Below are 25899 nucleotides of genomic sequence, written 5' to 3'. Positions count from 1 at the left end.
TGTAACTCAATGAAAGTTAATTTTAAACGTTAAACAATTGAGTTATGAAACAAGAGAAAAGATCCACGTTCAAGCTGCTTTTCTACCTGAAGAAGAATGAACCTAAGAAGAACGGGAACGTCCCTGTTATAGGGCGTATCACTATTGACGGAACACCAAAATCCTTTAGTACCAAACTGGACATCAACCCCAATAATTGGGATTTAAAACACGGAAGGGTTTTGGGCAAAAGTGCCAAGGCGCTGAGTACCAATCTTAAATTAGACAATATACGGGTGCGTATCAATAAGATTTACGATGATATGCTCAAAGATGAAGGCTTTGCAACTGCACAAAAAGTAAAACTATCATTTTTGGGAGTTGGTGTAATGGATGATGCTATCCTTAAAGTGTTTAAAGACCAGAATGAGGATTTTGAAAGAATGGTCAGCAAGGGCAAACGTTCTCAAAACACCTACAATAAATACAAGACCGTTTACAATCATCTATCCGAATTTATCAGGGAACGCTATCACAGGGAGGATATGGCGTTTCGGGAACTTACCTCAGACTTTATCCGGGAGTTCGATTTCTTTCTGCGCATAGATAAGGAATGTACACATAACACGGTTTGGGTTTATACCATGCCGGTTATTGCTTTGGCGGAACTGGCAATTAAAAAAGGCTTGATTCGACAAAACCCTTTTGAGGATTATGAAATCAGCATGGAAGAAACTGATCGCAGCTATCTTTTAAAAGAGGATGTAGAAGGGTTAATGCTTCTAAAAACGTCCAAGTCCAAATACGAACTTGTAAAAGACCTCTTTATTTTTAGTTGCTTTACTGGGCTTTCTTATATTGATATTCAAAAGCTGAAATGGAGCAACATACAGTCCTTCTTTGACGGCCACCAATGGATCATTAGCAGAAGGAAAAAATCAGACGTTGCTTCAAACGTCCGCCTATTGGAAATTCCGAAACGTATTATTGAGAAATACAGGGGCGTTACACGCAATGAGTATGTTTTTCCGGTTCCTTCCAATGCAACGTGTAATAGTCATGTAAAGAAATTGATAGAGGAAGCGGAAATTATTACAGAACAGAAAATAACCTTCCATACTGCACGTCACACATTTGCTACCATGTTCCTGACCGAAGGTGTGCCACTTGAAAGCCTTAGCAAAATGATGGGGCATAAAAATATTTCCACCACACAGATTTATGCCAAGATCACAAGTCAGAAAATCAGTAAGGACATGGATTTAGTATCACATAAATTCGCCAGGATGGAAGCTGCATTTATTGAAATGGAAGAAGAGGTTATTGTGTGAAATTATTATTTGCTTATAAATCTAAGCAGGATTAAGTCCTGCTTTTTTTTATGCCCATACCAAGAGAACGGAAATTTATTTTTGCTTTATTCATTTATTAACCTTCTTATTTTTATCTGCACAAGCCGATTATAATCCATAAGCTGAAAACTGAAACCAGCATCCATAGTATAATCCCTTGCAATAATGGCTTAATGCCAATTGATGCAATTACTTTGAATGGCAGACCACATCCTATGAGAAACAGGGTAAGACAAAGCCCTGCCTTTGATAGGGAAACAATACCTGAACTGATCGCATTGATAAATGGTACATAAGTGTTCAGAACAAGGGCAATAATAAACAGTCCGATGAAATAAGGAGGCTTTACCTTCCCCTTACTTTTAAATAGTTTCATAGCTATAATAGTAATAGGGACGATCCATAAGGCACGTGCCAGTTTTACAGTGGTGGCTATTTCCAGGGCCAGATTACCGTACCGGCTGGCAGCGCCAACGACAGAACTGGTATCATGTATAGAAATGGCACACCATAGCCCAAACTGATTTTGTGAAAGGTGAAAGTAATGACCTATAACCGGGAAAATGAACAGCGCGATTGAGTTTAATATAAAAACTACCCCCAGGGCAACTGACATTTGGTTTGCTTTGGGTTTAATAATAGGTGAAACTGCGGCAATGGCACTTCCCCCGCAAATGGCAGTGCCTACAGAAATAAGAAAAGATGTTTTACTATTAATTTTAAGAAACTTACCTAAAAAATAGCCGATTGTCAATGTGATAGCAATAGAACCTACGGTAAACTGAAACCCCTGTTTGCCTGCGCTTAGTGCTGTCGTCAGGTTCATGCCGAATCCCAGACCCACAATACATAGTTGTAGCAGCCAATGGATAGCTTTTTGATTTAAATCCGGGTTAGGATGATTTAGAAATTGTGCAAAAACCAAGCCCATACATAAAGCCAATGGCGGGGACATAAACGGTAATAAGCTAATGGTTGCGGCAATAAAAAAAACGATTTTGCTAATAATTGATTTTAACTTGCGATCATCGTTTTCGGGAATGGATGTGTTTTTGGAAGGTATGCGTGCTTTATTCATCATAATATTATTTTGAACAAAGTTCGCTGCAATATATCAGGCAGGTAAATCGCAAATAGTAATGAACTATGTTTTAAAGTTATAGTTGGAAAAGAATTTCAACAAAAGGTCCACAGATTTATGCATATTACCATAGGGCTGTATAATAAAAAAACTGCGGTCAATTTTTAGGTCGGTAATATCTACTACATGCAATTTTCCGGATGTAAGTTCCTCTATAACGGTAAAAATAGAAAGGAAAGCAAGGCAATCCGAATTTTGTAAATAGGATTTAATGCTGTTCACATTGCTCAATTGCAACTCAACTTGTAGTTGGGAAAGATTCAAGCCTAAGTCTTTCATTGCGAATGCAATAACTTCCAGTGTGCCTGAGCCCGGCTCTCTCATGAGTACAGGTGTTTGCAAAAGATCCTCTATGGTTACAACTTCCTTTTTTGTCAATGAGTGTCCTCCACGGCATACTACAACAATTTCATCCTTCAAAAATTCCAAATAGCGGAACAGCGTATTTTTAGTTCGCCCTTCAATAATCCCAAGGTCAATCTTCTCCTGTTCTAACGACCTTTCGATCTGCTCGGTATTATCAATGCTTAATTCGATCTTAATGTCAGGATGCTTCTTATGGAAATCCGCCAATGCCGGTGGAAGGATATATTGTGCTATAGTAGTACTGGCACCTATTCTTAAAACACCTTGGTAATCCTGGGCAAGCTGTCCAATCTTGAACTCGGTTTCCCGGTAAAGGTCAAATATCTTTTCGGTCTGTTGTAGAAGTAGGGTACCTGCTTGCGTTAGCCTGATCCTGCTGCCTGTCCGTTCGAAAAGCTTAGTCTTGAAGTAGCTCTCAGTCTCCTGGATATGTCTGGTAACAGCAGGTTGTGTGATGCATAGCTCATCCGCTGCCTTAGTAAAATTAAGGCGCATGGCAACGGTATGGAACACTTTAAGACGGAAATCAAACATTATTTTATAGTGATGAATAGGTTATCTCTCTTCAAGCCAATGCAGAAATCCCGGCACCCTGTCTTTGGGAACAAGCAGTTTTTCTGATGTGGGTATATTAAGCTTTACAAGTAGCTTACGTGAGAAGAAATGCTCAATTTCAGTAATCGCTGTAAAGTTTATTACATATTGTCGGTTTATCCTGAAAAAATGGTTCTCCGATATTAGCTGTCCTACTTCATCCAGCGATTGAGAAATAGCATATTCCTTCTGATCAAAAGTAACCAGAAAAGTACCTCCAAATTGACTATAGAAATAAGCTATCTTTTCTGTAGGTACATTAACGTATTTATTGTTGAGAAAAACAAGAAAATTCGTCTTTCCTTTACTGGGGGACAGGTTCTTTAAAATTTCTCCAAAATTATTTTCGGAAGTTGAACTATGCTGAAAGAAGTTTTTTAATTGCTCTATTTTCTTAAAGGCAAGTTGTATATCACTCTTCTCGAAGGGCTTTAAAATATAATCCACCCCATTGCTCTTAAAAGCTTCTACAGCATATTCATCAAACGCGGTGCAAAAAACAATAGGTGCTGTAATGTTTACCTGTCCAAAGATTTCAAAGGAGGTGCCATCTGCCAACTGAATATCCATAAATATAACATCAGGAGTTTCGTTGTTAGAAAGGTAATCAACGGCCTGAGATACGCTCTCTATATATTGCAAAATCGTGACTCCAGGTACAACATTTTCAATTATCCTTCCTAATGCTTTCGCCGTTTTTATCTCATCTTCTATTATTAATACCTTCATGAATAATGGGTAGTTTTACTATAAATGTATTTCCATCGTTAATTACAGCCAATTCTGTGTCCGTAAAATGTCTGTAGCGTTGCCTGATATTATCAAGACCTATTCCAGGGGATTCTTGCGGTATATTTTTAGCCTGAAAGTTATTTTCTATGATAATATAGCCCTCTTTACTATACAGCCTTATCATAAGAGGGCTGGCCGCGGATACCACGTTATGTTTAATGCAGTTTTCAGCCAATAGCTGTAATGTGAAAGGAGGTATATAGGAATCTGACTTTGCCACATCTTCTTCAAGTTTAAAATCTATACCCTTTTCAAATCTCGAGGTAAGAAGAAAAAAATAAGCCTTTAAAATTTCAAGTTCCCTTTTTAAGGGAATTAAATCAAGCTTTCTATTATCCAATGTAAAACGATAAAAGTCAGACAGTCTGACTACAAAATCACCCGCATGTGGATCTGCAATATCAATCATTGACTTAAGCGTGTTGAGGCTGTTAAATAAAAAATGAGGATTGATCTGCTGTTTCAGTAATTCATATTGTGCATTCAGGTTATCAGTTTTGATCTTTTCCAGTTCAAACTTTATCTGCTGTGTGTTGTATCCTTGATAAAGCAGGTACAGGAATGTGTAAATTGTGAGGTTGATCAATATCCCTCTAAATTGGTACATCATCATCATTGATCCAAATCCATATTTAGGAAAGACAAATTGATGGACGGTAACCAGAACTGTCATCACAATTATTCCAACCAGTAGACTGGTAAACAATCTCCGGTTAAAAAAACGTGTTGAGATGTTCTGAATCGAAAATTTCGGAAGTCTGTACAAATTAAAATACCATACATACATTGAAAACAACAGTGCGATGATCGCATCAACCATTAATTCAACAATAGTGATATGCAGTTGAAGTATTTTGGGTATAGAGGCCAGAATGCCCATGAAAACAGAACTGAACAGAATTATTTTTCTGTCAATCCTGAAAACTTTTTTTTTATTGGTCTTTAAATATTTACCATAGATCATTTTACGGCGGATTAAGATTTAGCACATACAAAAATAGCTAAAGCAAAACTAGCAGGTATGAACGACCTGCTAATTCTGTTGTTTTATTCGCTTGGAAATATAACGATGCACTCATTAAGGTGTTGCTACTGGCATATCCTTAACAGGTACCGGCCATATACCACCAGGCATTGGAAAAGACACACCTTTATTGGAACCCATTACCATATTATCCTGTCCAAAATGATAAAGCGGCCATCCTTTGTAACTGAGCTGCTTTCTTCCAAACACGGTTATTGACCCAAAAAGAGATTTATCCAAAGAAGAAGGTACCACTATTTTATCTGTTTCATAAATGGGCCAAACGCCATTGTTAGAGAAATCGGCAGCCGTAAAATTATTCTTGTTCTGTTTGTCGTTCTTGAACGTATAAAGTGTCACGCCATTTGCATCTGTAAAATACAGTGTCTTCCCTGTACCTTCGGTGTAAGTTGAGGTATAGTTTTTTCCATCATGACCAATAAGCTGTGCGTTGGTCAGCATGATTGTATAATCAGGTTTTGCAACAAACCAAACCCCTCCCACGTTTTCACCGTTAGTCTGCCCCGGAGCTTCCTGGGTATTTTGACCATTTACAGCAGGTGCATAATAGTACAACGGGCGGCCATTATAAGTTAACTGTTTTTTATCTGAGCCTGTAGTAATAGTGTTAAAATCTGACAAATCAAGTCCGGAGCCCAGCTTTTCTGCCGACAGATTTTCTACATTGAATACTGGCCATACCAATTCACAATTACCTGTACAATTGTTGGCTGATGTCGCATCATTGGCAAAATAGTATAAGGTTCGGCCTTCCTTATCGGTAAGAATGTTGCCAAGGGTTGCATTCGCAGTCAGCTGTATTTCTTTTGGTGCAGGTTCCGAGCCTGTATCATCATCTTTGGAACACCCGGTAGTGACAGACATAAATAATAAAGCTGTGGCGAAAGCTGTAAACAGCTTTGATAAATGTTTAACTTTTCTCATTTTTTTAAATTTGATTGTTTATATATTATTTTGAAGGAAATAGTGCCGGTTTCATTGTCAGGATGCTCTCTATTCTTATGGAGCTGTCTTTTACATCATTTTTATTGCCTTTACCATCATATAATTGATACAGGATAACTTTGCGTTCAGAAAGTGCATGGTTGCTTTTCAGGGATTCTATGGAAATCAGCTTTCCCGGGACTTTGGCGCCATACCAATAAGGGTCGTCTTTTTGTAACCAGGTTACAAGTAAAAGAACTCTTTCACTATTTGTAGAATCCTGTAAAATTTCTGCTTCAGTTTTTATGTTATTTTCCAGGTCGGCACTAGCCTGGCTATTTCCATACAGTGTCGACATTGTATTCTTATTGTGGTTTATTGACGAGGTGATAGCTCTTAACCCCATCTTTTCAAATCCGAAATTTTGGGGAAGGGAAGCTTCCATATTAATAGCCTCAGATTCATTTTTAGGGTTGCACCCCATAATGAACAAAAGGCACATTGCGTAAAAAGATATTTTTTTCATGATTAGTGGGCAATTGGAGAAGTGAATACAAAATCATTATCTTTCATTGGACGATGACAGTTAATACATTCCGTGGTAAACATTGCGTTTTTTCCATAAGGTTCCAGTTTTGGCGATAAAAACCGGGCCCATCCCCATCCTTTAGTTGAAGCAAAGCGTTTTGTATCTTTAATCATATATTCAACTTGCTTAAATGCGCCTGGAGTAATATTTCCAGAAGAATCAATTAATTGATCCCAGGCAACTTTTGCGAAAATGGTTCCATTGGGCCACGGATTGGTTTTATGGTCTTTAATTGCTTTTACCGCTATTTCGTTACCATAAATAATACGCATCGTGCCGTTATCAAATCGTTCTGTAGAACTAACCGGTGTCCAGTTTTTGTAGTCAGGAATATATGTAATGCCATTTAAGGAAACGGGTAAATCTTTGTCCGGTGACTTCTTTCCAGGCTGTAATTCTTTATATTGTTTTTCAAAGAAAGCAACCTTTGCCGTATCAGGAACTTGCTTAGGAGCCAATGAACTGATATAATTCTTAAGGATATTGATATCACTGCTTGAAAGTTTAGATTCGGGGTGCATCATTTCATAGCTTTTAATGGGCATGGCACCCAGCTTGATCTGGTTGAAAGCTTCCCATAGTTTAGCTTTTTGGGCGGCAACGGGCAATTGATCCCATTCGGAAAAATTCAACCCTGCTTTCCCTTTTTTGATATGATCTTCAACCAGCCAGTATGCAGGTGCAACCTGATCAAACCATTTTAATTCTGTTTGATTGGAATGACAATCATAGCAAGATCGTTTCAGAATAGATTTAACATCTTCAGGTACATTGATGTCACCTTTTGATATTGGTTGATAAGGGATTTCTGGTCTATAGAATTGAAACAATAAAAAACAAACCAGCAATATTAATAGTACGTATTTTATTTTTTGTTTTTTTAAGGTAAAGCCCATGCAATTGAATTTTTAGCAAAGAAAATAACTTCGTAAAAAACCTCAATTGTTGAATTTGTCCAGTCGGACAAATTCAACAATGAGTCTGACAAAAGAGGTTTTGATTTTTTAAAGGAGATGGACTTTTTTATATTTAAGGTCTGATGCCCTTTTAACTGACACACTCAATTCACCTATATCATTACTTTTCGGAATAGGGTTTTAATATGTTCTATTTCTTCTGCATAATTTATTTTCTTTCTATTGGCGAAGTAAAGCGTATTTTTAGGTGTTTATAGCCTTTCCAAACTAATTTTACAAATCCGTTTTCGATCTCTCTACTACATAGAAAATCCGGTATAACCGCCAGCCCTTCACCACTGCTCAGGCAAGCGTACAATGGAATTAAGATTGGGTATAATGTAATTGGGCCGAAAGTCAGGCGTATGCCCCAAATTAAGCTGCCAGAAACGGAAAATATATTCCATATCACAGGTTGTGCCATACCACTTTTCCTTTTTAAGCCAATGCTCGGCCTCTGCGTACTCCTTGCTTTAACGGTTTTTCAAAACTCTCGTTAGCTATGTAAAGAAATTGATAGAGGTAGCAAAAATTGTTACAGAACAGAAAGTAACTTTCCACACTGCGTGTCACACATTTGCTACCATGTTCCTGACTGAAGGTGTGACACTTGAAAGCCTTAGCAAAATGATGGGGCATAAAAATATTTCCACCACACAGATTTATGCCAAGATCACAAGTCAGAAAATCAGTAAGGACATGGATTTAGTATCACATAAATTCGCCGGAATGGAAGCTGCATTTATTGAAATGGAAGAAGAGGTTCTTGTTTAAAATTATTATTTACTTAACACTCGAAGCAGGATTAAGTCCTGCTTTTTTTATGCCCATACTTAACCCTTAAAGCACATTTATTTCTCCTGCACACATCCTCTGGCATAAAAGAGCTTTAACAGGATGTATTGATAAACCATACAAAAATCTTCCCTTCTACTGCTCAACTACATTTTCAGTATCGTTTACGTGGCTTCCCAGGCCACGATATTTTGAAACAATAAAAGGTCTTTAAAAAATTCTGTTACAACTGAATGCAGATTTTGTAATCACACAGGACCGTTTCCTAATGCCTTTTCCACCTGCTTCCACATAGTTTTTATTCAAGAGCCAGTATTCCGCTTTTGTTCCATTTCAAGAGCAAAGGTATGATCGTGTTCTTAACCCAGGAACAAGGTCATGCCCTTGGGTTTGCCAAAAAATCTCCACCCATGCGGGTCGTATTTGTTTGGCAAAACCTTGTTCCTGCTAAACACTAACCTTTTATGCTCGTGAAACGAAACAAAGCATACTTCGGCTCTTTAGACGAATAAAAAAAATGTCAGTAATGGAAAAATACAGCATTGAAAACGGTAACAGAGTGAAACGAAACTTCAGCACCTCCTCTCATTACCGAATAAATCTAAAAAAATCAAATCAGAACAAATTTCATAACGCAAAAAAGTAAAAATCATGAACATCACAGGAAGACTGACAAGGGATGCGGAAGTACGCACAACGTCACAGGACAAACAAGTAGTAAACTTTTCGATAGCGACCAACGACAGCTACCGTAACAAACAGGGCGAACGCATAGATCAAACAACCTACTTCGACTGCTCATACTGGATAAGCCCCAACGTAGCGAAGATACTCACCAAAGGCACATTGGTAGAGCTGACAGGCAGGGTAAGTGCAAGGGCGTGGACTGGCAATGATGGAGAAGCACACGCAGGGCTGAATTTCCATACCTCAAACATCAAACTGCACGGAGGTGGCAAAAGAGCAGAAACCGTACAAGCTACTGCAAAGGTAGAAAGTAACAAGGTAGTGCCACAGCCAGTAGAAGATGACCTACCATTTTGACAACAACTATTCATTCAAATTTCAAACATTTTAAATATCAATATCATGGCACATAATATCAATTTCAACGAGAGAACAGGACGTTATTCATTCTTTAGCGTACAACAAAAAGCATGGCACGGTTTGGGGCAAATCGTGGAGCAATACCCGACAAGTGAAGAAGCTATCAAATACGCAGGGTTAGATTACGAAGTCGTAAAATCCCCACTGTTTACTAAAGGTTCGGGCATAATCGAAACTGCAAACGGCATAGAAATAGGCAATAGCGAATTGGAAGTACCCAACTATTTCGCCAACATACGAACCGACAACAATGCTGTATTGGGTGTGGTGGGCAAAGACTATCACATTGTACAAAACCGTGAAGCGTTCAATTTCTTTGACGCCATTGTTGGTGGTGGCGAGGGTATTCTGTACGAAACCGCAGGAGCATTAGGCAACGGAGAACGCATATTCATAACCGCAAAACTTCCTGACTATATCCGTGTAGGCAATGGCGATGACGTAGCAGAGAAATATATCTTCCTCACGACTTCGCACGATGGTAGCGGAAGCATTACCGCAGCATTTACACCTATCAGGATTGTATGCCAAAATACCCTTAACGCTTCGCTTCGCAATATGAGCAATGTTGTACGCATCAAGCACACTTCGGGAGCAAAACAACGTTTGGAAAACGCTCACAAGGTTATGGGCTTGGCAAATACCCTAAGCAACCAGTTAGAAGGCATTTTCAATGAATGGGCTAAGGTAAAAGTAACAGACAGGGAAGTAAGAAAGCTAATCCAATTGGCACTTTGCCCGAATAAGGAAACATTTGATTTGCTGAAAAAAGGTGCGGAAGATGAAGTTTCCACGCTGTTCAAAAATACGGTAGAGGATGCCTTTGCATACGCAATGATAAGCGATACACAGCAAATGGACACCACTAAAGGCACATTGTTCGGGGCTTACAACGCTGTTACAGGCTACTATCAGAATGTACGTAACTATAAGAATGATGAAGCCAAGTTGCAGAGTATTGTAATGGGTGGTACTGCACATTTAAAGACCCAAAAGGCTTTTGAACTATGTGCCTCATTTGCCACAGACGGACCAGAAATTCTAAACCTTAATTAAACAACTACAGGCTACCGCCTTAAACGGTGGTAGCCTACCAAAATTATGGCGATGAAATCAAAATCAATAGACGAAGCGAGAAATATGGCTAAAGATAAGAGCCTTGAAACTGGGCATATGGAGGAAGCCATATACATCATTTATTGCAGTAGAAGCGAATATTTCTATGTAGATACGGACAGCTTAATACGGCTTTGGGAACGGCTGATAGGCTACTATGAAAATGGGATTTATACCGCTGAAAAATGACTCATAACATTATGCAAGTAACAGATTTGAACGGTTGCCCTATTGAGGTAACAAACCTCAAAGAAGCCATTAAAATGGCGAAGCAATATAAAGAATACCGACACGAGGATAAGAGTTTCTCCGAGTTTGACAAACGGCAAAAAGCCTACTGGACGGATATGTACGAGAAACTGACAGCAATCAAAAAAAGATTAGACGACAATTAAAATTTAAGAACGATGAACGCAAATTTTTTCAATCAGATAGCACAGTTGGATTTTACAGGTAATCTGCAACTGACAATAGTAAAAGGCAATGACAGTAACCTTATTGTATCGGTTTTGCTCAATAACGAAGGGTGCGGAGATAACGCCAAAAACCTTATCCCCCCTTTGACCTTTAACGCCACTCCGCAGGAGTTTGACGAGGGATTTTTTGAGCAGATAACCACGCCTATACAAAAGGCTTCGGGCTTAATGGTGGATATGGAAGCATTTATGAAACAATTGGAGGAAGCCAAAAAAAATTCCGTAATGGAGAAAGAGAAAGCAGATAAGCAGAAGAAAGAACAGGAAGCCAAAGACAAAAAATTCAAAGATGGAATGGCAAAGGCTGAAGAACTGGAGAAAGAGGGCAAGTTCCGTGATGCTTGGATGAAAGTACCCGATATAACAGAGTTTCCCGAAAAAGCAGATGAGATACGTAAACGCAAGGGCGAACTATCCGCAAAATTTTCAACACCGAGCCTTTTCGGAGCTGAACAGGAACAAATTGTTTAACGCCAAAATTCAGAAACCATGTTATTAGCAACGCAATTAGAAAGAGTATTTATACTCAGCGATAAAGGACAGCAAATAAAACTGACCGACCCCGAACCAAAATGGAGCGTGGAAGCAGTGATGAATTTCTACGCAAATTCTTACCCGATACTGACCACCGCAAAAGTATCTGCCTCTGTTATCCGTGACGATACAGTACAGTACCGATTTGAGAGTGTAATGGGAACCAAAGGTTAAACCAAAAAGCAAAAACGATGAACTATGCAACGCAACATCATATCGGGTACTATCAAAACCCTACAGCAACCCAAACAGCGGACTTTGCGCAAACAGTTGGGCGAGTTCGCAGACTGGATGCAAAGACCAAAGGACGCAAACGAGATACGGAAGGACAAATTGAAAGCCGTACCGATAGCCATGCTACCAATGGTTTTCTAAGATGTTCATTCCTTCCGAAACTGCAAGAAGCGGAAACGGCACAGGCTTGTAAGAAATCTGAAAAAAAGGAGAGGGATTTTTACCAGTCCCTTTCCAAACTTGCAGGACATTACGGCATACAACCTATGCAGTCCAGGCAATACGCCTATCCCTACAATATCGCTTTGGCTTTGGATGATACAGAAGAACAGTTAAGGAAAAAGTTTCGTGATTGGGAAGAAATACGTTTGATACAGGATAGTAAGAAAACTTATTTCGTTAGCGAGGAACGGTACAGTACAGGTGCGACCCTGTATTACATTCCTGTAGTGCCGTTGTACCGACTATCCAAGAACCCCAACCGTAAGCAAGCCGTACAGTTATTGCAGTCGGTGTGTGCCTACCTGTACCACATTGCAGATGTTCCCTATTATCGGCAGGAAAGCAGTTACCTGTATTGGATGTATGAAATGGTAACAGAGTGGATTGTATGCGATGATGAGAACGAAGACACGCCAACCTATTTAAACGAGATTAGGCAAGCAGAACAGATAGGCGAACGTATGGAGCAGAAGATTTACAACGGGCAGAATTTGAGCCGATTTAAAGAGCGTTTAAATGCCTTTAAAATCAAAGACAGCTTTGACCAAGATTGTTACAAACTGGCAAGCGAAGCCTTTGACCTGTATGGACAATTCCCGACTGCCACCATAAACCGCAATGCCCTGCCAAACGGAGAAGATAACGAAGAAGATATGGAAAACATTATAGGGATGGAAAAGTATGTTTCCTTTTGTGCCGATGCAAAAGGCATTTTGTTTCAAACACTTTTCGACAGCGTTAACACCGAGTTGCAGGAATACGGACAGATGGAAGAACCCACAATTGTGAAACGGTTTGATGGTAGTGACATTACCGCCAATACTCTTGAATTTGAAAACCGTGTTTTTGCCTTAATTGAGGAATTGATATACATACTGAATAACTATTAGATACAGCAAGTAATGAAAGATATAACACAAGACTTTGGAACACTTTACCACCCCTTATCGGCTTTGGTTTTCTACCAGACCAAAGGAAGTAGTAAAGCCACCTATGTAGAGCATTTTGATATGGATAAGAACGGTAATCCTATCAATGCCCATCCTTTGACCGAACGGGAAGCCAAAATATTGGCAAAAGCACTTAATACGGAAAAGGAAAAGAGCAAGGCATTTTTAAAATCTAACGGCATTCTGCCTACCAACGTCCTGCACATTAATCCGAGTGAAAACGGTACGGTACTTTGGTACACCAAAGCACGAAAAGTCAAAATGTACTTTACGGAAAGTCTTGAAATACCAAACGGCACGGCACAAGTACCTGCCATGCTTTGGTATGCAAGCAAGCAGAGTGTAGTTGTTTTCGCCCTTGAAAAAGACCGCAGACCCTCCGAGAAAACCCCATTGTTTCACGCGCCGTTTTTCAACGTGTATGAGGACGGACACGTATGTATGGGGAATGTAGATGTGAACATCAAAAATTCGGCTTCGGTAGAAGAATTTATACAGGCGTGGCAAAGCTATTTTTTTAATAGCTATTTCAGCCACTTGGTAAACGAACACAACCCCATAAAAGGGAATTGTGTGAGCCTTTGGAAAGACCTTATCAGCACAGGTAAAGCATTTCCTAAAGATGTATTGAAAAAGACAAACAAGACTATAAAAACGATATTGTAATGAACACAGAAATTTTAAAAGTCCATTTTACGGACAGCTATTTGATAAATCCAACCAACCCGATAACGGTAAACGTAATCGGGGCAGGTGGCACAGGCTCAAAAGTAATGACCGCTTTGCTTGAAATGAACCATAGCCTAATCGAGTTAGGACACGCAGGATTATTTGTACGTCTTTGGGATGACGATGTTATTACCCAAGCCAATTTAGGCAGACAGCGTTTCGCTGAATGTGAGGTCGGGTTGTACAAGTCCGTTGCCATTATCAACCGTATCAACCGTTGGGCAGGTACGAACTGGAAAGCCGAAGCAAGAAAATTTGAAAAAGACAGTAAGGACAGGTTGCCCGAAAACGCAGGAGCAAGTATTTATATTTCTTGTGTGGACAGCGTACAAGCAAGGTTTGAGATTGCGGACATATTAAACGGATTGAATAACGGCAAAGCCTATTCCAACTGCCCACGCTATTGGCTGGATTTTGGCAACAGCCAACATACAGGACAAGCTATACTATCTACAATAGGAACTATACAGCAACCCAAGTCCGAGAAATACGAAACGGTGGCAAGCTTGCCAATGATTACGGATGAATTTGGCGAGTTGCTCAAACAGTCCGAACTGGAAGACGATACACCAAGCTGTTCCCTTGCTGAAGCGTTAGAAAAGCAGGATTTGTTTATCAATTCATCTTTGGTGCAGATGGGTTGCTCCCTGTTATGGGGTTTGTTCCGTAACGGATTGACACCATACAGGGGATTTTTTCACAACCTGAAGGATTTCCGTACCCACCCTATAAAAGTCGCCTGATTGGAAAATCGGGCGGCAAAAAGACACTCCCTCCCGATGCGGGGCAGTCTTTTTGCATCAAAGCGGTGCAACCCCTTTGCCAAAATGGGATACCCACGCACCATTCCTGCCAACACATTTTACCAAACAGGTTGTGGCATTATTTGAGGGATATTCATTATCCCTTTCTCTGTTTTAGAGAACTTCTTTTCTTACCACATTGGCGACCTAAGAAAAGAAGCAAAAGAACGCCGCTCTTTAATGATGGGTTCTGATTTAGATCTATTAAAGCAATGTTTTATTTTATTAAATTTGGATTTAGTATATAAATTATTACACCAATAAGCTCACTCAATAATATTTTGTGTTCAATTAATATCCCAAACAAATTGCCCTATGATTGATAATATGCAAAACGCAGAAAAGAATGCTATTAATAAAATAAACGAAAACTATAACGAAATAAAATTCCAACTTGAAAATGCATACAGGTCAAGCCAATTTGATTTTCTACGAGAAGAAATCTGTTTATGTATTTTATATGGCTTAAATCAGGCTGCTATAACTCTAACAAATCATTTTTTTGAAAATTTTTTTAAAACAATGATTCAATTAAAATTAGGCTATGATAAGAATAACACTGATTTAGGAAGCATGTATAAAGATGTGATTGATGAATATGATGACAAAAACCTTGAAACTGTACTAAATGTTTGTTGTTCAAGCGGATTAATAACAAAAGAGCAAAAGAAAACTCTTAAAGAACTTAAGACGAAATACAGAAATCCATATTCACATGCAACAAAAAAAGAAATATTCGGAGAGGACAAATTAGTAGGATTTCAAGTAAACCCTAATTCTACATCTGGCGAATCTTCTTTCTCAGAAGTTAAAGAATATGAAACTAAATATAATCTTGGGGTACAGGGATTGTTCCAAGAATTGAAGGCAAGAAAAGAAGCGAAAGAGTATTTCATTCAGTTAGATTCAATTATTAGAGAAACTCTTGATAAATTTTACAAATAAAAATCTTACACCAATCTATAATGACACTGAATCTATTCGGAAAACTGGATGGCATAGAAGAAAATATATTGCATCGAAAATTTAAGCTTCTTCGTGATAATCCTGCTTTGGATGGCGAACGAAAGGTAGTGACAAGTTGGACAGAAGGCTTTGTAGACAGAGACAACAAAATTGTTAAGGAGTTTCAGACCACTTTCCACTCCAGTTTTTGGGAGTTCTATCTTCATAAGGTCTTCAAGGAGGCCGGTTTTGTCATTGACTTTAGCCAGGACAGACCTGATTTTATCATTAAGTCACCCATTGATCTGAATATTGAAGCGGTAGTATCAAATATTAGACAGGGAGATAAGGGAGAAGAAAATAGAAACATGGACAATATTCTCAGTATGCTGGAACCTCCGCACCTACAGGAGAACTATAATGAATTTCTGGACGAGGCTATTGTCAGAAATTCAAATGCCATACTTTCAAAGAGTAAAAAATATGTAAACGGGTACGCAAATTGTGAATGGGTTGACCAGGAAACACCTTTTGTCATTGCCCTGAGTTCATACGGGCAAATAGATTATGGCAGGGAATATTATTACCCATTGCTCGCATTGCTCTATGGACTGTATTTTATCACCTCAAAAAATGGTTTTAGTACGGTAACGGAAATCACAAAACCCAATACAACATCAACCATTCCCGTAGGCCTGTTCAATGACAACTCATTTGAGCATATCTCTGCAGTAATATTTTCATGTACAACTACTCTGGGAAAGTTGACATCGCTTTCCATATCACAATCGTTATCCAGCTTGCAGCTTAATACTGTGCTGAATGTCCGACAGGATTACGAGCCGCCAATATATAAAACACAGATGGTAGACCCGGATAATCCCGAAGAGCTCTCCGATGGCCTTTTTATTTTCCACAATCCGTTTGCTAAAAAGAAAATTTCAAAGGAAATCTTTGCAGCAACAAATATTCTCCAACTGACTTTTGAAGACAGGGTTCTTGCGGCAGAGGGAGAAAACCTGCCGATTGTTGCACGATTAAATATGCCTAAGTATCTTTTTAACAAATTTATACCTATCGATGTCGACAAAAAATTTAATAGACGTTAGACCTAACAACATTATTTAAATGATAGAAACAGAAATATCAATAAACGTAAACAGGAAATCCGATATTACTATATTAGAGCAAACAATTATAGGGAACAAGTTCCAATTTCCGGTTTACATTCGGGAATATGAATTTAGCTATCAAATAGATTTTACAAGTGATTATGAGGAATGGGAATTAGACACTGCCATTCTCAATTCTTTTCCTGGATATGAATTTACTACTGACCTTGAAAAAGGACGTAAAGAAATACGAGTTCAGATTTCCCGATTCCAATCAGAATTATCAACTGATGGTTGGGGAAGAAGGATTGAAAACCCTTTAGATGAAACTAAATATCTTGTAAAGGCATCGGCAAATAAATCTGAAAAATTCAACCCTAAAATAAAAGTCCTGTTTGAAGATAAAGAGCAGTACTACTTTGTAAATATTGTGAATGGTATTAACAGCGCTACTGAAGAAAAAGGTTTTTTACTTCTGGATTGTTTTGAAACCGATGAAGCTAAAGAAGCAGCATTTTTTAAAGATAGATTGTATAAATCTCCTTTAGAAGCCTTTCATTCAGGATACTATAAGTTGTCTGAATTAGTAGGTAAGGATTTTAGCACTTACATTAAAAATAAAAATAAGGAAAATAGAAAAATTCAGAAACTACCACGAAAAATCATCAGGGATTTTATAAATGCTTGTAACGCTTCCGACGATAGCAGTATTGTGCATAATCTTTACGAAAATATTATTTTTGAAGAACGTAAAAACTGGAAAACTATATTTGAAACCGAAGGTCTTTCAAAATTCAAAGAATATTTGAACTCATCCAAACAACAATTGTGTGGTAAGAATTTTAAAATTAGGTCGTCTTGGAGTTTTAACTTACCAAATGTGACTATTGGTGTCAAATATTTTCCGCTACCTACAGAAGGTAATATGCACCCTACTCAAAAATACGAGCAGATAAGGTTTGTATTAAATGATGAAAAAATAGTCAGCATTTTATATGAATATTAGTCGGTTACAGGATGAAATGATTTAACGTCCTATCTAGCCTCATTCATAGTGGTTTCAATTACTCTTTTAAAATCATCCACATCACTACCAAGTAGCAGATAACTTGAAAAACCAATATCCAAAAGAGATTTCTCAACTTTCTCATCATCTATATCACTATAGGCAATCAGTTTTATTGTAGGATATTCTGTTTTTAATTTGTGAAGCTGCACCAGCACATTTTGGTCGTAAAAATCCAAATCAATAATACAGATTTTGGGAAGTTTATTCAATGAAGACAATTGAGATAGTCCATCCTCAATATTTTCTGACCGACATAGGACTTTCATTTCGGATGCAGCGAGATCTTTACAGATGCTATCGGTTATCGGGCTTTTATCATTAATAAAAGACAGGGAGATTGTTTTTTGTGCAGTACCAGTTTCCATATCATACCTTTTTTGTGTTGATGTAGCCCTGCACAAAAAGAAAGCGCAGGCAACTACACTTACCGCACATTGAGGTACTGGTATACCCGACAACGAATAAGCGAGCGCCCACGCCTATAGCGTGAGCGTTCCTACTTATCTGTCCCGTTGTCTAAAAATTACCAGTTTTCAATGTGGGACTTAAAGCAAAAACACTTTAAGTATTTTTATATTTTCGATGGTAAAGATACTAAACTCGTTCCTTTTCGACAGCATGTATGGCAAAAAAAGGTTGCAATCATTTTGGTTTAGCGGAAACGTAATTTCGCTCCAGTATGGTCAGAATATCGCTTTCCTTATAAATAATCTTACCGGCTATTTGTACGTACGGCAGTATGCTATCATCACGATATTGCTGTAAAGTCCGTTTGCTGACATGGAGCAGCTTACAAACATCTTCGCCAGACAGATATATTTCCCCGTTCATTACAGGACGGTAGTTTTTTAATATTTGTTCGATACGATTTCGTAGCTGCGTTATCATTTCATGATGTGCAACGATTTCGTCACTATCATTCGTGAATAAATCCATTTTCAGTAGTATTGTCCGGCTGTTCGGCTTCGAGCAAAGCCTGTACATCCGAGCGTTTATAATAATTTTTGCGGTTCAGTCGGGAGTATGGTAATAAACCTTTGTCCTTATACGTCTGCAAAGTCCGCTTGGTAATATTCATCATCAGGCACACTTCCTGGTTATCGAGCCATTGCTCTTCGTTGAAGATGGGCGTATATTTCTGCGTAGCATTTTCGGTCAATTCCAAAAGTGCTTTCATTTCATTCTTCATTTCGTCCAATGCGGATTTTTGTATTGCGATTACTTCCATTGTTTGCTCAATTTTGCTATGGAAGTCGAATTTATAAATGCTAATGACAGCGTTAGAAAATGTTGCAGGCTTTGGCTCTGAAAGGTAGTGTTTGGCTCCGCGATAAATTTCAGCATAGTTTATTTTGTAAATTTGAAAAATATAGGTTAATAATAAATCAATATGAATTTTTAAATGGCAGTTTTACAAAAAGGCAAATCAAACTATCCGTTTTGGGGAGCGTCAATAAATTTAATTACAGGACTTGACCCATTAGGGCTTCAGACAACGTCAGAGGCAACTTATGCAACGATGTTGCCCGGAATTTCTAACTTGACTAATCGGCTGCGTTACTACGGTTTTTATTGTTGGTTGTTAGATTTTTACTTTAAAACGGAGAAACAAGGAAATTCAAAAGAACAATACCGATTTATTCGTAGGGCTGAGTTGATGATTGCCATCATAATGCAAAGCCAGCGGAAGGGAGTTCAGCAAATTACTGGTAGTAACTTCGCATCAAACCTTCTCAGTACAGTTGAAGAAAATTATTTTGATTTAGCCGAGGGAGCTGATAAAGACGGTACCGACAAAAATGTGTATTGGAAATATCCGTCAGGTGCTTTCGGACAATATTATTACGGGGCTATGCAAGCTCTTTCATTGATTATTACTGCGGTTAATGATTTTGGCGATGTTGTTTACAATATCAGCCAACCACATCCAAGACAAAAAGTTTCAGGAAAACAATTGGCTGACGCTTTTGAAATGTTATTATCCGCTGAAATAAAAGAACTGTTCTACAACAACATAAAAAAAGGAAAGCTTTACCAATCGGATATTCCAGAACTAATCAAATATTTTGCGATTGAGACTATAGAAACTGAAAGCAGCGAATGGCAATTGTATATGGAAATGCTCCTTGACAAAGATGAGCCAAGCCAAGAAGTTGAAGAATTGGTGACTTTTCATAGAAGAGAAACCATTTTATCGCTAATAAAAACAGCGGTTCAAAACGATAATGACTATAATTGGTATAAATTTTTGCTCGAAAGCTATCATAAAAAATTAGGTTCAAGCACTCAACCCGAAACAGAAACCAATATGGGTTGGTATTGCTATCAACTCAATGAATATTGGCAATACAGTTGCGGAACAATATTTTGGGCAGTACTACAACATCTTTACGATTTTCAGCAAGACCAATATTTGCCGTCTTTTGTCGGGAAGTTTTCGGCTAGTATCACCAAAGAAATTTGTAAGGATTTTAACCAAACATTACAGCCAACATCATTGGTTGCAGAAATTCTGTCCGTTATTCCAGAATTAAACGACGAAGAGGAAACGAAAAAAGCAATCGACCAAACCAAAGACCCAATTCTTGCTGGTAAATACGGTTTCATCCTTTTACTTCAGCTATTCAAAAATAATAGAGAACAATTGCATCCTTTGAAAGAATTTATGAGTAGAAAGAGAACAGAAAGAGATGGAAATATGGTTGATGGAATCCTTACAGTTCATAAAGCAGAGAAAGAAACACTTAAAGATTTTGTTGAACAATTTATTTTACGCAAAATAATTTACAGACACACAATGGTTGCCCTTAGAAAAATGGGTAATGGCTCACAATCCACGCATAAATTTTTTATAGAAGAACAATACATCCGTTTTATAGATATATTTCCACCAAGAAATACATCGCCGAGAATGAATGCTTTGCAAAACATAATGTTTGATTTGCAGGTAATCGATGAGGAAAAGGTTTTGTCTCCGCTTCACACAAAACTTTTGGTTGACTAATGGCATTAGAAAGAGAAAATATTTTGACTTTAATTGGAAGCAGAAGATATCATTCTTGTATTCTTACCACTTTCAGCTTTGACTTTTACTACTTTGAAATGAAAGCAATGAAATGGTTGCGTTCGTGTGGTGTGAGAAACATTAATGTTTTTATTGACGGCTACTATTATTCAGAGTTGATGAGCCAAGCCACTGGCGAAGAAATGCAACTTACTGCCGGTTACTCACTTTATCCTGTTTTTCAAAAATCAGTATTTCATCCAAAAATTTGGATGCTATTTGGCGATAAGGAGGGTCTGTTAATTGTTGGTTCGGGAAATCTTACCAATTCGGGAAATGGAAACAACGATGAAATTTGGGGAGCATATCATTTTGATATTCGTTCGACCGAGAACGCCCCAATATTTTCATCTGCTTGGAATTATTTATCGATGCTTTCATCAACAGTTAAAGGTCAGATGAATGAAAAGACCACAAGGTGGATAATTGAACATTCAAAATGGCTTAATGAATTACCAGCAGTAAAACCGTTTGAATTTTTAAATACTTCACAAAAAGAGAAAGTTGCTTTTTTATTCAATTCCGAAACCTCTTCGATTTGGAATGAGCTATTAAAACATATTAGCAACGAAAAAATTGTTGAAATTACTACCATTTCTCCATTTTATGATAGCAAAGGAAAGGTACTGCAAGAGCTGAAAAATCTTTTCCCAAAAGCAGATATTAATGTTGTTTTAGAAGAAAGTGGTTTTATTCCATCGGCAATGGATTTGAGTAAAACATTTTCATTTTACGACTGGTGCAATGCTGGTATCAGTAGAGTTCAATATTCGAAATCTGATAATTCAAACTCTAAACTTCACGGAAAGATTATCCATTTTAAAACAAAAGATGGAAAAGAATTTTGCCTTTTCGGAAGTGCCAATATAACACCGGAGGGCTTGGCATTAGCAGGAAAAAATGCAAATGCAGAAGTTTCACTTCTTATACAATCTGAAAAAGGTGGCTTGCTTAATAAATTAGGCATAAAATTGAAAGTTGGCAACAAAAAACAACTTTCAGATTTTACTTCTACAGCTCATAAATCCATTTATGAAACGATAATCAAGAATAATAAATTTCAGGTTCAACTTCTTAGCGCAGAATTGATTTATGATGAGCTTACAATTCACTTAAATGGCAATTTCTCAGAACCGTTTAAATTTATGCTTTTTGATAAAGAGAACCGATATTTTCATTCCCAAACATTCTCGAAGTTTGAGCAAGAACTAAAAGTAAAACTCAATGCAGAATTAGGTAGTTTTCAGTACGTTCAATTGGCTAATATGGAGGATGAATTTGTATCAAACAAACTTTTGGTGTCTGATTATTTTCTTCTTGCCAAAACCCATCCAAATCCTAAAACTGAAGACATAGAAAGGATTTACAGCGAAATCCAAAATGGAGAACTAAGCAAAGTTCTCGACTTGTTGCATTATGCGATAATTGATGAAACGGAAAACGAAGAAAGTGCAAGTATTCTGAATAGCCGTACAACTACAGATGCAAAAAGAGACGGAAACAACGAGCCCGAAAAGCTGTATGACCTTTCTTCTTACAAACCAATTGAGTATTCTGCGTATGAGAAAAGTCTTTTGCTTTCTTCTCTTTCGCTTCGGGTTTTAGATGTTTTAAAATTCATTCACTCCAAATCTCTGTCCACAAACAGACAGATTGATATTAGAATTGATGAACAGGAAGAAAATTTAGGTAACATTGATGGAAATGAGGAAAACGAAGTGAAAACAGTTCGCAATCTTTCTTTTGCGTTGCTAAAATCTGAAAAAAGAAAATTGACAAGCTATTTTGATAATCTGTATTATAATCAGCAAGAGCTTCTTTATGGTAGCAATAGACCTCAAAACTATAAACCCACATTAACAGACTTAACCAAATATTTGATAACGCTTGAGCTAATGCTTGAATATGGAGGCAAGACAGAAAAATACGACGAGCAAGACAAGCAACATTTCTTTAGCTATCTTCCGTTTAGTAACAATTATGACAACAATAATGTGAAAGGTTGTTGTTTGAACTTAATAGGCGATTTTTTAATGTTGGCAAGAACAGGCTTTAAAGAATACGAATTTGATTATACAAAAAAGAAAGTTGAGGAATTAAAAGCCGATGCACTTGTAAACACGATTGTTTGCCTGATAAACAATTATTGGAAAGATGGCGAGATGCATTACTTTTTTTCAATGCTTCTAAACACGCTTCATTATTTAGGGTGGAAAAATATTGATGATTTTGAAAATAATTTTGATGATTTGCAAACTAAAATCAATCTTAGAATTTCTGACCTAAAACAGCGAACCAAAGGACTTGAACAAAATCTGATGGTGTTTTATTACAAAGTTTGTCCAGCATTTAAAAAAGTTATGAAGCAACTTTCAGAAAAAAACTTCGATACACTTGCAGTTCAAGGTCAAATTATTTACAAATCTCCGTGGGGTTACAGCTATGTTCAATCAGTAAATAAAATAAATGACTTCACGCTTGTTAGACCAGGCTTTATGTGGGATGATGTTAAAGAAGATTATATAAAACATAGCCCAGATGAAATATATTTGCCGTTAAGGCTCTCTTCTTTTATTTGTACGGATTTGTAGTCATAAAAAATCGGATAGCCCAAAAGGTTATCCGATTTGCTTTTAAAATTTATGCTGTAATAATTATCTGCGTTGGGCAGGTTGTTTGGTTGTTACGTCAGGCTGTTGTTTTTCCGTTTTTTCACGGGAATAAACCCATAACGACAACAGCCCAAATATAATCAACGCATAAGCTATCCATTTACCAACCCTTTCAATCAATTTAATGAAAACCGAACTTTCATAAGATGAGAACCCTTCTGCTCCCATAGGGCTACGCCTGTAAAACTTTCTCCGGTTAATCCAATAACGAAGTCCCAAGCCTGCAACCAAAAATATTATTCCGATAACCAATGATGCAAGCATAACAAAAACACTTTATTTCTACTGTTTGAATTTACAAAAATATTTGTTTCAATCTGTAACGATGTGTATTAAATACGAAAACGGCTTACCTGTCAGATAAGCCGTTTTTTTATGAAATGACCTGTTATTTTTAATCACTACTATTAAACTGGAAAGTTATCTGTTTTTCATTTCCAAAGCCATCCGAAATCCAAACATCAAAAGATTGTGATACGGTAGATGTTGAAGTGTAATACAACCGGAACTGCTCCGTTGGCAATTGATATAGGTCATTGGGCTGATAAGGCGGTTCATTGTAGTATTGCAGCGTTCCCTGACCATCAAACTGAAAGTAACGGAGAAAATACTGCGTGTTGCTGTAATTGCCTGTACGCTGTATGGTAATACGTATTTCTACGGTCTGCCCATTGACAACATCTTTAGGCACTGGCATTACCTTGACCTCGAAAGGAAAATTGTTCTGTATTTCGAGGTCATCATCTTTGCTACAAGATACCAGGAAAACCGAAGCTGTGAGGATTGTCAGGAATACATATAATGGGAGTAACCCTATTCTGAATTTATTAAATATTGCTATCATCGTTTTTGTGTTTTAGAAGTTAAACCTTAATCCCACACCTGCCGATGGTCGGAACTGTTGTAAATCCGTACCCCAAAGGATTTTTGTACGCCCTTGCAGGACTATTACAAAACGGTCAGACAGGTACGTTTCAAAAGTGAGGCGACCGCCTGCTCCATAGATAAAATTATCCTCGCTCAATAGCTTCGCACCGTCATATAACATCGCTTCACCCCGGTTGATGGTTTCGTAACCGACCACGCCCGTTGCAGCAAAATTCAACGTGATGTTCTTCCGGGCATCGCCCAACAAAAAGAAGCTGTAACCGCCCTCTGCGGAATAGGTTTCCTGCGGTATGCGTAGGTCTTTATACTCGTGGTACTGGTGGGTATATTCTAACGCCCAAAGCTGATAGTTGCCGTTCTTACCGTTTACCGTCATTGCTGCGCTGATGTAGTAATCATCGCCAATCTTATCATCAGACAATACACCTGCACTTATTTCCAATCCTTTCTGCTTTGGCAGCATCCTTTGCGCCTGTGCAGCCGTGATGCCTAACAGGACAAGCAGTACGGTATAGATATACTTTTTCATATTCTTGCTTTAAAGGGTTATTAAAATTTCAGGTGCATATCGTCAATCAAACGGGCTTTGATTAAATCAGAATTTTCAACCTGCAATGTTTGATGCCTACCGCCGTTCTTCTCGAAAATCTCAATCAGCAGCACCTTGTCATCAGCAATGGTAAACTGGTCTAACAGGAACACGTTTTGTCCGGTTGATTTTCCGCCAATGCCATCCAATGGCTTATAAGTTCTCAACGGCGTTAAAGGACGTTCCTGTACTACAGTGCGTTTCGCTACCTTTTTATCCACGACTTTGAAGTTGATGAAATCAACCTCAAAAGGCACATTGGTACGATTTCTCAATTCCGTATGGAAGTAGTATTTACCGTTGTATATGTATATCCCTTTCAGGATAAACTGTATGCCGAAGCTCTTAGCCCCAATATGCTTTATAATGGGTTTATCTTTCTTGTAAATGGTTTCCAATAGCAAACCTGCCAGTGAGGGCGAATTGTTGCCCAGTTCCTCAAAAAGCACATCGTTACCGTTGGCTTTGTCCACTGCCTTTTGCATCGTAAGTAGGTCATAGCTCATTGCCTTCGGGTAGGAACTGTAATACACGTTGAAGCTATAGAAACGCCCGTCATTCGTAATAACCGAAAAATTCGTTTCCGGCTCAAAATCTCTTACAGATGCTTTTACACGCAATACGTTTTCTGCATCTTCGGCTTTACCTGCAATCAGGTATTCGCTACCTAAGTCCACGTAACGGATGGTAGTCGGGAAAATAAGATGCGACGTTTTATCGTAGGTAACCTCCATACGGTACGGTTCTATCTTGCCCAGGGCAAGCGGCGTTCTGATGGTGTCCTGTGCGTAAGAGGTTACGGCAAAGCCGAGTATCAGGGCAAAAGCCCAAAAGGTTTTTAAATGATTTTTCATTG

At 38.0% G+C, this 25899-nt stretch carries 30 protein-coding genes and 1 pseudogene; 16 read left to right on the top strand and 15 right to left on the bottom strand.

Going from position 1 to position 25899, the window contains the following annotated elements:
* The first annotated feature begins 44 nt into the window (after positions 1 to 44).
* Entirely contained in the window at positions 45 to 1310 is a 1266-nt protein-coding gene (locus AC23ME_RS18565; RefSeq protein WP_487729241.1) for a site-specific integrase, read from the top strand.
* 112 nt (positions 1311 to 1422) lie between these two features.
* On the opposite strand, the gene AC23ME_RS18560 is transcribed toward AC23ME_RS18565, so the two are convergent.
* The 8 genes from AC23ME_RS18560 to AC23ME_RS18525 all read right to left on the bottom strand — a co-directional run bounded on the left by AC23ME_RS18560 (position 1423) and on the right by AC23ME_RS18525 (position 8162).
* Positions 1423 to 2412, bottom strand: coding sequence for a YeiH family protein (locus tag AC23ME_RS18560; RefSeq protein WP_487729240.1), 990 nt, complete (start codon positions 2410 to 2412; stop codon positions 1423 to 1425).
* A 63-nt stretch (positions 2413 to 2475) separates the two neighbouring features.
* Positions 2476 to 3372, bottom strand: coding sequence for a LysR family transcriptional regulator (locus AC23ME_RS18555; RefSeq protein WP_487729239.1), 897 nt, complete (start codon positions 3370 to 3372; stop codon positions 2476 to 2478).
* Positions 3373 to 3393: 21 nt separating this feature from the next.
* Positions 3394 to 4161, bottom strand: coding sequence for a LytR/AlgR family response regulator transcription factor (locus tag AC23ME_RS18550; RefSeq protein ID WP_487729238.1), 768 nt, complete (start codon positions 4159 to 4161; stop codon positions 3394 to 3396).
* Positions 4136 to 5188 (bottom strand): sensor histidine kinase, encoded by a 1053-nt coding sequence (locus tag AC23ME_RS18545; RefSeq protein WP_487729237.1) that lies wholly within the window; start codon positions 5186 to 5188, stop codon positions 4136 to 4138. Before AC23ME_RS18545 ends, AC23ME_RS18550 begins: the two co-directional genes overlap by 26 nt.
* A gap of 114 nt (positions 5189 to 5302) precedes the next feature.
* A complete protein-coding gene (locus AC23ME_RS18540; RefSeq protein WP_487729236.1) occupies positions 5303 to 6193 on the bottom strand; it encodes a hypothetical protein in 891 nt (296 codons plus the stop codon).
* Between the two features lie 25 nt (positions 6194 to 6218).
* A complete protein-coding gene (locus AC23ME_RS18535) occupies positions 6219 to 6719 on the bottom strand; it encodes a hypothetical protein (protein WP_487729235.1) in 501 nt (166 codons plus the stop codon).
* A gap of 2 nt (positions 6720 to 6721) precedes the next feature.
* A complete protein-coding gene (locus tag AC23ME_RS18530; protein ID WP_487729234.1) occupies positions 6722 to 7678 on the bottom strand; it encodes a heme-binding domain-containing protein in 957 nt (318 codons plus the stop codon).
* A 229-nt stretch (positions 7679 to 7907) separates the two neighbouring features.
* The gene (locus tag AC23ME_RS18525) at positions 7908 to 8162 is read right to left on the bottom strand and encodes a hypothetical protein (protein ID WP_487729233.1); all 255 of its coding nucleotides are present in this window, start codon (positions 8160 to 8162) and stop codon (positions 7908 to 7910) included.
* Positions 8163 to 8248: 86 nt separating this feature from the next.
* On the opposite strand from AC23ME_RS18525, the pseudogene AC23ME_RS18520 reads away from it, so the two are divergent.
* The 13 genes and pseudogenes from AC23ME_RS18520 to AC23ME_RS18460 all read left to right on the top strand — a co-directional run.
* Positions 8249 to 8512: pseudogene (locus AC23ME_RS18520) on the top strand (tyrosine-type recombinase/integrase); the annotation flags it as partial.
* A gap of 672 nt (positions 8513 to 9184) precedes the next feature.
* The gene (locus AC23ME_RS18515) at positions 9185 to 9577 is read left to right on the top strand and encodes a single-stranded DNA-binding protein (protein WP_487729232.1); all 393 of its coding nucleotides are present in this window, start codon (positions 9185 to 9187) and stop codon (positions 9575 to 9577) included.
* A gap of 45 nt (positions 9578 to 9622) precedes the next feature.
* The gene (locus AC23ME_RS18510; RefSeq protein WP_487729231.1) at positions 9623 to 10696 is read left to right on the top strand and encodes a DUF932 domain-containing protein; all 1074 of its coding nucleotides are present in this window, start codon (positions 9623 to 9625) and stop codon (positions 10694 to 10696) included.
* 45 nt (positions 10697 to 10741) lie between these two features.
* The gene (locus AC23ME_RS18505) at positions 10742 to 10945 is read left to right on the top strand and encodes a DNA-binding protein (protein ID WP_487729230.1); all 204 of its coding nucleotides are present in this window, start codon (positions 10742 to 10744) and stop codon (positions 10943 to 10945) included.
* Positions 10942 to 11151, top strand: a complete 210-nt coding sequence (locus AC23ME_RS18500) for a hypothetical protein (protein WP_487729229.1) — start codon at positions 10942 to 10944, stop codon at positions 11149 to 11151. The genes AC23ME_RS18505 and AC23ME_RS18500 overlap by 4 nt, the downstream gene beginning before the upstream one ends.
* 12 nt (positions 11152 to 11163) lie before the next feature.
* Entirely contained in the window at positions 11164 to 11703 is a 540-nt protein-coding gene (locus AC23ME_RS18495; RefSeq protein ID WP_487729228.1) for a PRTRC system protein E, read from the top strand.
* 18 nt (positions 11704 to 11721) lie between these two features.
* A complete protein-coding gene (locus tag AC23ME_RS18490) occupies positions 11722 to 11940 on the top strand; it encodes a PRTRC system protein C (protein WP_487729227.1) in 219 nt (72 codons plus the stop codon).
* A gap of 17 nt (positions 11941 to 11957) precedes the next feature.
* The gene (locus AC23ME_RS18485; RefSeq protein ID WP_487729226.1) at positions 11958 to 13112 is read left to right on the top strand and encodes a hypothetical protein; all 1155 of its coding nucleotides are present in this window, start codon (positions 11958 to 11960) and stop codon (positions 13110 to 13112) included.
* Between the two features lie 12 nt (positions 13113 to 13124).
* Positions 13125 to 13838 (top strand): PRTRC system protein B, encoded by a 714-nt coding sequence (locus AC23ME_RS18480; protein WP_487729225.1) that lies wholly within the window; start codon positions 13125 to 13127, stop codon positions 13836 to 13838.
* Positions 13838 to 14644, top strand: coding sequence for a PRTRC system ThiF family protein (locus AC23ME_RS18475; protein WP_487729224.1), 807 nt, complete (start codon positions 13838 to 13840; stop codon positions 14642 to 14644). The genes AC23ME_RS18480 and AC23ME_RS18475 overlap by 1 nt, the downstream gene beginning before the upstream one ends.
* Before the next feature lie 375 nt (positions 14645 to 15019).
* A complete protein-coding gene (locus AC23ME_RS18470; RefSeq protein WP_487729223.1) occupies positions 15020 to 15649 on the top strand; it encodes a hypothetical protein in 630 nt (209 codons plus the stop codon).
* A 20-nt stretch (positions 15650 to 15669) separates the two neighbouring features.
* Complete coding sequence (locus AC23ME_RS18465; RefSeq protein WP_487729222.1) at positions 15670 to 16758, top strand: hypothetical protein; 1089 nt, start codon at positions 15670 to 15672, stop codon at positions 16756 to 16758.
* A 19-nt stretch (positions 16759 to 16777) separates the two neighbouring features.
* Positions 16778 to 17767, top strand: coding sequence for a hypothetical protein (locus AC23ME_RS18460; protein WP_487729221.1), 990 nt, complete (start codon positions 16778 to 16780; stop codon positions 17765 to 17767).
* A 29-nt stretch (positions 17768 to 17796) separates the two neighbouring features.
* Here the strand turns inward: AC23ME_RS18460 and AC23ME_RS18455 are convergent, their stop codons facing one another.
* The 3 genes from AC23ME_RS18455 to AC23ME_RS18445 form a co-directional block, all read right to left on the bottom strand.
* Positions 17797 to 18195 carry a response regulator gene (locus tag AC23ME_RS18455; RefSeq protein ID WP_487729220.1) on the bottom strand — a complete coding sequence of 133 codons (399 nt, stop codon included), beginning with the start codon at positions 18193 to 18195 and terminating at the stop codon, positions 17797 to 17799.
* Between the two features lie 277 nt (positions 18196 to 18472).
* Entirely contained in the window at positions 18473 to 18661 is a 189-nt protein-coding gene (locus AC23ME_RS18450; protein WP_487729283.1) for a helix-turn-helix domain-containing protein, read from the bottom strand.
* A gap of 85 nt (positions 18662 to 18746) precedes the next feature.
* Positions 18747 to 19058 (bottom strand): helix-turn-helix domain-containing protein, encoded by a 312-nt coding sequence (locus AC23ME_RS18445; RefSeq protein WP_487729219.1) that lies wholly within the window; start codon positions 19056 to 19058, stop codon positions 18747 to 18749.
* 174 nt (positions 19059 to 19232) lie between these two features.
* Here AC23ME_RS18445 and AC23ME_RS18440 point away from each other — a divergent pair, with 174 nt between their 5' ends.
* Both AC23ME_RS18440 and AC23ME_RS18435 read left to right on the top strand, forming a co-directional pair.
* Complete coding sequence (locus AC23ME_RS18440; protein ID WP_487729218.1) at positions 19233 to 20834, top strand: hypothetical protein; 1602 nt, start codon at positions 19233 to 19235, stop codon at positions 20832 to 20834.
* Complete coding sequence (locus AC23ME_RS18435; RefSeq protein ID WP_487729217.1) at positions 20834 to 23485, top strand: hypothetical protein; 2652 nt, start codon at positions 20834 to 20836, stop codon at positions 23483 to 23485. The genes AC23ME_RS18440 and AC23ME_RS18435 overlap by 1 nt, the downstream gene beginning before the upstream one ends.
* A 63-nt stretch (positions 23486 to 23548) precedes the next feature.
* Here AC23ME_RS18435 and AC23ME_RS18430 read toward each other — a convergent pair whose 3' ends face one another.
* The 4 genes from AC23ME_RS18430 to traN form a co-directional block, all read right to left on the bottom strand.
* A complete protein-coding gene (locus AC23ME_RS18430) occupies positions 23549 to 23830 on the bottom strand; it encodes a molybdenum ABC transporter permease (RefSeq protein ID WP_487729216.1) in 282 nt (93 codons plus the stop codon).
* A gap of 130 nt (positions 23831 to 23960) precedes the next feature.
* Positions 23961 to 24410 carry a DUF3872 domain-containing protein gene (locus tag AC23ME_RS18425; RefSeq protein ID WP_487729215.1) on the bottom strand — a complete coding sequence of 150 codons (450 nt, stop codon included), beginning with the start codon at positions 24408 to 24410 and terminating at the stop codon, positions 23961 to 23963.
* A gap of 12 nt (positions 24411 to 24422) precedes the next feature.
* The gene (locus AC23ME_RS18420; protein WP_487729214.1) at positions 24423 to 24983 is read right to left on the bottom strand and encodes a conjugal transfer protein TraO; all 561 of its coding nucleotides are present in this window, start codon (positions 24981 to 24983) and stop codon (positions 24423 to 24425) included.
* A gap of 20 nt (positions 24984 to 25003) precedes the next feature.
* Positions 25004 to 25897, bottom strand: a complete 894-nt coding sequence (gene traN / locus AC23ME_RS18415; RefSeq protein ID WP_487729213.1) for a conjugative transposon protein TraN — start codon at positions 25895 to 25897, stop codon at positions 25004 to 25006.
* Positions 25898 to 25899: the final 2 nt, after the last annotated feature.

The organism is Pedobacter sp. T50_32, from assembly GCF_057652195.1.
This window is presented reverse-complemented; position numbering and strand designations above follow the sequence as displayed.

What these genes read in the sequence shown, in the direction of transcription:
- AC23ME_RS18460 (WP_487729221.1), top strand. Translation starts at nt 16,778, where the DNA reads ATGATAGAAACAGAAATATCAATAAACGTAAACAGGAAATCCGATATT.
- AC23ME_RS18445 (WP_487729219.1), bottom strand. Translation starts at nt 19,058, where the DNA reads ATGGAAGTAATCGCAATACAAAAATCCGCATTGGACGAAATGAAGAAT.
- AC23ME_RS18480 (WP_487729225.1), top strand. Translation starts at nt 13,125, where the DNA reads ATGAAAGATATAACACAAGACTTTGGAACACTTTACCACCCCTTATCG.
- traN (WP_487729213.1), bottom strand. Translation starts at nt 25,897, where the DNA reads ATGAAAAATCATTTAAAAACCTTTTGGGCTTTTGCCCTGATACTCGGC.
- AC23ME_RS18545 (WP_487729237.1), bottom strand. Translation starts at nt 5,188, where the DNA reads ATGATCTATGGTAAATATTTAAAGACCAATAAAAAAAAAGTTTTCAGG.
- AC23ME_RS18530 (WP_487729234.1), bottom strand. Translation starts at nt 7,678, where the DNA reads ATGGGCTTTACCTTAAAAAAACAAAAAATAAAATACGTACTATTAATA.
- AC23ME_RS18440 (WP_487729218.1), top strand. Translation starts at nt 19,233, where the DNA reads ATGGCAGTTTTACAAAAAGGCAAATCAAACTATCCGTTTTGGGGAGCG.
- AC23ME_RS18500 (WP_487729229.1), top strand. Translation starts at nt 10,942, where the DNA reads ATGACTCATAACATTATGCAAGTAACAGATTTGAACGGTTGCCCTATT.
- AC23ME_RS18550 (WP_487729238.1), bottom strand. Translation starts at nt 4,161, where the DNA reads ATGAAGGTATTAATAATAGAAGATGAGATAAAAACGGCGAAAGCATTA.
- AC23ME_RS18465 (WP_487729222.1), top strand. Translation starts at nt 15,670, where the DNA reads ATGACACTGAATCTATTCGGAAAACTGGATGGCATAGAAGAAAATATA.
- AC23ME_RS18560 (WP_487729240.1), bottom strand. Translation starts at nt 2,412, where the DNA reads ATGATGAATAAAGCACGCATACCTTCCAAAAACACATCCATTCCCGAA.
- AC23ME_RS18540 (WP_487729236.1), bottom strand. Translation starts at nt 6,193, where the DNA reads ATGAGAAAAGTTAAACATTTATCAAAGCTGTTTACAGCTTTCGCCACA.
- AC23ME_RS18430 (WP_487729216.1), bottom strand. Translation starts at nt 23,830, where the DNA reads ATGCTTGCATCATTGGTTATCGGAATAATATTTTTGGTTGCAGGCTTG.
- AC23ME_RS18425 (WP_487729215.1), bottom strand. Translation starts at nt 24,410, where the DNA reads ATGATAGCAATATTTAATAAATTCAGAATAGGGTTACTCCCATTATAT.
- AC23ME_RS18420 (WP_487729214.1), bottom strand. Translation starts at nt 24,983, where the DNA reads ATGAAAAAGTATATCTATACCGTACTGCTTGTCCTGTTAGGCATCACG.
- AC23ME_RS18525 (WP_487729233.1), bottom strand. Translation starts at nt 8,162, where the DNA reads ATGGCACAACCTGTGATATGGAATATATTTTCCGTTTCTGGCAGCTTA.
- AC23ME_RS18485 (WP_487729226.1), top strand. Translation starts at nt 11,958, where the DNA reads ATGAACTATGCAACGCAACATCATATCGGGTACTATCAAAACCCTACA.
- AC23ME_RS18470 (WP_487729223.1), top strand. Translation starts at nt 15,020, where the DNA reads ATGATTGATAATATGCAAAACGCAGAAAAGAATGCTATTAATAAAATA.
- AC23ME_RS18515 (WP_487729232.1), top strand. Translation starts at nt 9,185, where the DNA reads ATGAACATCACAGGAAGACTGACAAGGGATGCGGAAGTACGCACAACG.
- AC23ME_RS18565 (WP_487729241.1), top strand. Translation starts at nt 45, where the DNA reads ATGAAACAAGAGAAAAGATCCACGTTCAAGCTGCTTTTCTACCTGAAG.
- AC23ME_RS18495 (WP_487729228.1), top strand. Translation starts at nt 11,164, where the DNA reads ATGAACGCAAATTTTTTCAATCAGATAGCACAGTTGGATTTTACAGGT.
- AC23ME_RS18555 (WP_487729239.1), bottom strand. Translation starts at nt 3,372, where the DNA reads ATGTTTGATTTCCGTCTTAAAGTGTTCCATACCGTTGCCATGCGCCTT.
- AC23ME_RS18510 (WP_487729231.1), top strand. Translation starts at nt 9,623, where the DNA reads ATGGCACATAATATCAATTTCAACGAGAGAACAGGACGTTATTCATTC.
- AC23ME_RS18455 (WP_487729220.1), bottom strand. Translation starts at nt 18,195, where the DNA reads ATGGAAACTGGTACTGCACAAAAAACAATCTCCCTGTCTTTTATTAAT.
- AC23ME_RS18490 (WP_487729227.1), top strand. Translation starts at nt 11,722, where the DNA reads ATGTTATTAGCAACGCAATTAGAAAGAGTATTTATACTCAGCGATAAA.
- AC23ME_RS18435 (WP_487729217.1), top strand. Translation starts at nt 20,834, where the DNA reads ATGGCATTAGAAAGAGAAAATATTTTGACTTTAATTGGAAGCAGAAGA.
- AC23ME_RS18450 (WP_487729283.1), bottom strand. Translation starts at nt 18,661, where the DNA reads ATGAACGGGGAAATATATCTGTCTGGCGAAGATGTTTGTAAGCTGCTC.
- AC23ME_RS18535 (WP_487729235.1), bottom strand. Translation starts at nt 6,719, where the DNA reads ATGAAAAAAATATCTTTTTACGCAATGTGCCTTTTGTTCATTATGGGG.
- AC23ME_RS18475 (WP_487729224.1), top strand. Translation starts at nt 13,838, where the DNA reads ATGAACACAGAAATTTTAAAAGTCCATTTTACGGACAGCTATTTGATA.
- AC23ME_RS18505 (WP_487729230.1), top strand. Translation starts at nt 10,742, where the DNA reads ATGGCGATGAAATCAAAATCAATAGACGAAGCGAGAAATATGGCTAAA.